This window comes from Actinopolyspora xinjiangensis (assembly GCF_900104475.1).
Lineage (GTDB): Bacteria > Actinomycetota > Actinomycetes > Mycobacteriales > Pseudonocardiaceae > Actinopolyspora > Actinopolyspora xinjiangensis.
In genome coordinates, this window is sequence record NZ_FNJR01000028.1 from 1 (window position 1) to 5,478 (window position 5,478).

5 protein-coding genes and 1 pseudogene are annotated in these 5,478 nt (G+C 54.9%); 5 read left to right on the top strand and 1 reads right to left on the bottom strand.

Annotated features, from left to right (window positions below):
- Window positions 1–6 precede the first annotated feature (6 nt).
- Window positions 7–808, bottom strand: a protein-coding gene (locus tag BLQ75_RS22805) for an IS5 family transposase (RefSeq protein WP_425286481.1) whose coding sequence is annotated in 2 segments (ribosomal slippage) — window positions 7–151 and window positions 150–808 — 804 coding nt in all. Because the reading frame shifts where the segments join, the coding sequence is not laid out codon by codon here.
- 235 nt (window positions 809–1,043) lie between these two features.
- On the opposite strand from BLQ75_RS22805, the gene BLQ75_RS23240 reads away from it, so the two are divergent.
- From BLQ75_RS23240 to BLQ75_RS22825, 5 genes and pseudogenes are all read left to right on the top strand, one after another.
- A complete protein-coding gene (locus tag BLQ75_RS23240) occupies window positions 1,044–1,604 on the top strand; it encodes a hypothetical protein (RefSeq protein WP_139183085.1) in 561 nt (186 codons plus the stop codon).
- Window positions 1,605–2,233: 629 nt separating this feature from the next.
- Window positions 2,234–2,455: pseudogene (locus BLQ75_RS24860) on the top strand (hypothetical protein); the annotation flags it as partial.
- Window positions 2,456–2,841: 386 nt separating this feature from the next.
- A complete protein-coding gene (locus BLQ75_RS24370; protein WP_244515877.1) occupies window positions 2,842–3,069 on the top strand; it encodes a hypothetical protein in 228 nt (75 codons plus the stop codon).
- Window positions 3,070–3,798: 729 nt separating this feature from the next.
- The gene (locus BLQ75_RS23250; RefSeq protein ID WP_139183086.1) at window positions 3,799–4,476 is read left to right on the top strand and encodes a hypothetical protein; all 678 of its coding nucleotides are present in this window, start codon (window positions 3,799–3,801) and stop codon (window positions 4,474–4,476) included.
- A gap of 194 nt (window positions 4,477–4,670) precedes the next feature.
- Window positions 4,671–5,472, top strand: a protein-coding gene (locus BLQ75_RS22825) for an IS5 family transposase (protein ID WP_425286481.1) whose coding sequence is annotated in 2 segments (ribosomal slippage) — window positions 4,671–5,329 and window positions 5,328–5,472 — 804 coding nt in all. Because the reading frame shifts where the segments join, the coding sequence is not laid out codon by codon here.
- The last annotated feature ends 6 nt before the right edge of the window (window positions 5,473–5,478 follow it).

A 5,478-nucleotide genomic window follows, 5' to 3' on the forward strand; every position in this document is an offset into this window, starting at 1 on the left:
GAGTTCCTAACGTATTCGGTTGGGTAGTCGGCGCCAGCAGATGAGGCTGGTGGCCAGGGCGAGGAAGTCGTGGTGGATGTCGGTGCGGCGTTCCCACCGGGTCGCCAGACGTCGGAACTGGTGCAGCAGTGCCAGGGTGTGTTCCACAACAGCGGACGGGCTGGTTGGTGTCGCGGGTGCGTTTCCGGCTGATCAGTGGCGTGATCCCACGCTGCCGGAGCTGCTCGCGGTAGGGCTCGTCGTCGTAGCCGCGGTGCGCGACGAGCATGTCGGGCTTGCGGCGCGGGCGCCCGCGCCGCCCTCGCACCGGCGGTATCGCCTCGACCAACGGCAGCAGCTGGGTGCTGTCGTGCCGGTTGCCGCCGGTGAGGATGACGGCCAGCGGAATGCCACCCCCGTCACAGATCAGGTGGTGCTTCGCGCCGGTTGTGCCTCGGTCGAGGAGGGCTCGGCCCCGTGGCCGCGCCCCCTTTTTTTTCGTGCGAATGTGGGAAGCATCCGCACACGCTCGCGACCAGTCGATGGGCCCGGCAGCATGGAGTTGCGCCAGCAACACCTCGTGCAGTCGGTCGAAGACCCCGGCGGCCTGCCAGTCCCGTAAGCGGCGCCAGCAGGTCATCCCGGACCCGAACCCCAACTCCTGCGGCAGATCTTCCCAGCCGATGCCCGTGTAGAGCACGAACAAGATTCCTTGCAGCACCCGGCGGTCATCCAGCGGCTTCGGCCCCGTCTTACCGGCCGGGCACACCGGCAGCAACGGCTCGACCCGCTCCCACAACTCGCCCGAGACCACCCACGGCGCAACCATCACCAAGATCATCCCAGCCCAAGATCACCAACGTGTCAGCTAAGAACACAACAGTAAATTCCTTGCTGTCTACATAGTATGGTGATCTACCTCATGATCATTTTCGCCCGTTTGGAGTATCTCCTGCCAACTGTTCATGTAATAACTTTTCAAGCAGGAGTTAGAAACAATAAAATTTATATAGCTCCGACAAATAGAATAAACTGCATAATTCATGATTGGAGAGCATTTCTCAATGCGAAAGATTGATTTATTAGGAAGCTTGGCCGCTGCGGCGGCACTTTTTATTACGTCTGCAGGTGCTGCTACCGCGCAAGAAGCAGCACATTCTGAAAGTGATTCATACTGCGCGATAAAGCTTGGAAAATCAGAGGCAGGTAAAGAATCTCCCGTTCTGGCAAGAGCCTGCTCATCGGAATCTTCTGCTGATGCAACTGCAAAGATGAAAGCGAAACTAGCAGAAAAATCAGATAGCACTGATGACGTAACAGTTAAAGCAAGCATGGCAATCATGTACTGGTATGAGCATAAAAACTTTAACCGTGACAAAGACGGTGATATGACGGTGATATACGGAGACGCAGGTAACTGCGATAGTGCTGGCTATAGAATCACGCCTGTTTCATGGTGGAAAAATAATCTTTCCAGTATATTCGGAAATGGAGACTGCGGGTATGCTGATATCACCAATAAAGCGTATACTTATACTGAGCAGAATGTTTACGTTCAGTATGACTACAATACGGGAATCGGGAGGTTCGATAATAATGTTGGCGTAATTCAGATTCATTCGTAGCTCAGATAAAATCCTGCGACACAACAAAGAATAATTTCCATTTGAGAAGCAAGCATCGAGGCAATGGTCTCGATGCTTGCTTCTGAGGCAGAAAATAAGCTATCGAAGTTTATGCAGAAAATCCGAAAACGAGGTTAAAATAGAAAACAATGACGTTTCCGGGTGTGATGGAATTCTATTAAGAACACTATGTACTCAAGAGAAAAATGTTACGATACGTAAGATACCACAGGGGGCCTGATGACGAGCTGTGCTAGTTGGCCGAACGGATCAGTGAACTGGTTCGGTGGGATCAGAGGAAGACGTTGCCGGTGTTCATGGCTCGGGTGGTGACGTTGGCGTCCTATTGGATGTATCTGTCCCAGAAGTATCTAGCGGCGTTGCGGAACACGAGTCAGTCGAGGGTCTCACGCGTGCTGCGCCGCATCGAACCCATCCTGATCGGGGGAGTAGACGAATGGGCGCAAAAGACCACGGAGGACTTGACGGGCACGTCACCCCGATCGATGGTTTACTAATCCCTACGTGAAACTGTCACGACCAGGAAAGACTGATCTCGAGAAAACACCGACGTCGCGGAGTGCCCCTGTACGTCACCACCGAGATTCACGAGAAGCTTCTCGCACTGTCGAAACTCTTTCACTAGAGCCACCCACGACCTCACGGTGTTCCGCCACTCATCGCTGTACCAGACACTGAATCATGCCGATACGATCGGTGACCTCAGCTACCTGGGAAGCGCCATCCCCCAACCTCACAAAACGCCAAAAAGAATCCTCGATGCCGCCAAGGAAAAAGTCAACACCACAATAGCCCTGCTCCGCTACCCGGTCGAACGCGTCATCGTCCAATTGAGAAAACGGGAGATATGGGGCACCCGGTACTGTCGCCCACTCGTCCATATTCAACGAGTGTCTCTAGATCATCACCGGACTATGGTTACTCCAGGAAACCTGGGAAATAGTTCAGGGCATAACCTTCAATATTTGTTCAGTCTGGAGAATCAGTTGCCAGCTCCAGTGGTCAGTGCGTCACGTAGGATAATTAAGAAACCTGCTATGAAAGGTGGTCTGCGTGGCGCGTGTCAAGCCAATTCTATTCGAAAAGTGGGAAATAATTTCCCGTGGAATAGCGCGTTATATGTCGCATCGGTGCATCGCAGCCGAGCTGGGACGACATCAAAGCAGGTGGAACGCCCAAAGCGTGGAAACTGGAAACACGACCCGAGTTGCATCAGGTGGTCAACGAGGGATTCGACAAGAAATGGTCGCAGGATCCCACACAGCATCCAGACGATTCCTCGATGCGCGTCTCACACGAAACGATCTATCAGGCATTGTTCCTGCAAGCACGAGGACCATTGCGGACCGAGCTGAAGCCGGCGTTGCGCAGCGGGCGCACGCCGCGTGAGCCCATCGTGGACGGCGGAAACACGCTGCAAGATCCCCGATATGGCCATGATTAGCAACCACCCTAAAGCGGCCGACGATCGGGCCGTACCCGGCTTCTGGGAAGCTGACCTGATCCCTGGGAAAGCGAATCAATCCCAGATTGACACACTGGTGGGAGGACGCACACGCATATACAATGCTTGTCCTCATTCCCTACGACCCATGTGCAGAACGGGTCTCCTGCCTGCTGACCAAGAATATGGAGAGTCTTCCACCATGTCTGCGGAACAGCACCACCTGGGACCAGGGCAAGGAAATGGCCCGCTATGCGGACTTCACGATGCGGTCGAACATGCCCGTTTACTTTTGCTTCCGCCGTGGCAACGCGGCACCAACGAGCGCACCAGCCGGCTGCTACCTGAATGCTTTCCAAAAGAAGCCGATCTATCCTACTACAGCCAACACGAACTCGACACGGTCGCCGACTAACTCAATGATCAGCCACGCGAGACTCTCGGATGGCGCGAACCCAACCAGGTCTTCAACGAACTCCTGCTCAACCCCACTGATGCATCCACCACTTGAGGACACCAGTTATGCGCAACGTTTGCATCTATCAAACCCTCCCCTCTTGTTATCGGGTGTACGTTTCCATGTATTATGATCATTGAAGTCTCTTGTGTGGCAATATTCAGAGGAAAATATGAAATATAAATAAATTCCCTTGTGGCATTAAAATCGATAGGCTGGCAAAATTTTCTGCATAAAAACGCGAAAGCATTGAATAAAAATGCGGAGTCGGTATGATTTTTAGGGTTTCTGAAAAAAAGCAGTATGAGCGGAGTGTTTTCGAGTCCAAGAAAGGGGGTGCGGTTTCGCTGCTTGCTGTCGGTGCGACCGGAGCACTTACAGGGATATTTGCCGCGTTTAGCTTTTACTATCACATTTTGAATCCGTTCGCGCATGCTTTGACCTTGTGGGTGCTTCTGTCTCTGGTGGTGAGTGCACGACTGCATCTGAGGGAAGCTGTACTGCGCAGCACAATCGGCTTGTTTTTTGCTGTGATTGCTTTTTATTTCTGTAAGGCGCTGTTCTATAATACTATCTACTACCCGGCTGCTCCTGCTATTTCGGTCCAGGTTGGTAACATGTTCATGTGGTGTCTGCTGGCCGTATTTGCTGGAGGGGTTCTCGGGGTTCTTTTCTCTGGTATCGGTAGCGCTTCGTGGGCTGGCGCGGCTTCCGCCGCTGCTGCTATTGCGCTTTTGTTGGCCTCCACTCTGGAGGAAACGAGACTTAGCTTGGGAAATGATGCTCTACTTTTGTGGGGTTTCTGTGTCTGTTCCATAATTGTTGTAATATTCTTTGTCGAAAGAACGAAGGCTCAGATAAAACGAATAATTTTGATGGTCCCTCCGTTTTTGGTGGCGGGTCTTATTGTTGTGGTTTCTCCTGACGTGATTCAGCAGTTTCTAATTTAGGTTTTTCCTGGAACTTCCGGGATGTCCGGGTTGATAGAACCAAGTCGGGATCGAATCGTGGGTTAGGCTCCGTAATCCCATGCTCTTCTGGGTAGCGGAGTCCAACTCTCAGCCAGGTTGTGGGGAACCAGCTTCGTGGTTTCCGCTGTTCTTAGCTGACACGTTGGTGATCTTGGGCTGGGATGATCTTGGTGATGGTTGCGCCGTGGGTGGTCTCGGGCGAGTTGTGGGAGCGGGTCGAGCCGTTGCTGCCGGTGTGCCCGGCCGGTAAGACGGGGCCGAAGCCGCTGGATGACCGCCGGGTGCTGCAAGGAATCTTGTTCGTGCTCTACACGGGCATCGGCTGGGAAGATCTGCCGCAGGAGTTGGGGTTCGGGTCCGGGATGACCTGCTGGCGCCGCTTACGGGACTGGCAGGCCGCCGGGGTCTTCGACCGACTGCACGAGGTGTTGCTGGCGCAACTCCATGCTGCCGGGCCCATCGACTGGTCGCGAGCGTGTGCGGATGCTTCCCACATTCGCACGAAAAAAAAGGGGGCGCGGCCACGGGGCCGAGCCCTCCTCGACCGAGGCACAACCGGCGCGAAGCACCACCTGATCTGTGACGGGGGTGGCATTCCGCTGGCCGTCATCCTCACCGGCGGCAACCGGCACGACAGCACCCAGCTGCTGCCGTTGGTCGAGGCGATACCGCCGGTGCGAGGGCGGCGCGGGCGCCCGCGCCGCAAGCCCGACATGCTCGTCGCGCACCGCGGCTACGACGACGAGCCCTACCGCGAGCAGCTCCGGCAGCGTGGGATCACGCCACTGATCAGCCGGAAACGCACCCGCGACACCAACCAGCCCGTCCGCTGTTGTGGAACACACCCTGGCACTGCTGCACCAGTTCCGACGTCTGGCGACCCGGTGGGAACGCCGCACCGACATCCACCACGACTTCCTCGCCCTGGCCACCAGCCTCATCTGCTGGCGCCGACTACCCAACCGAATACGTTAGGAACTC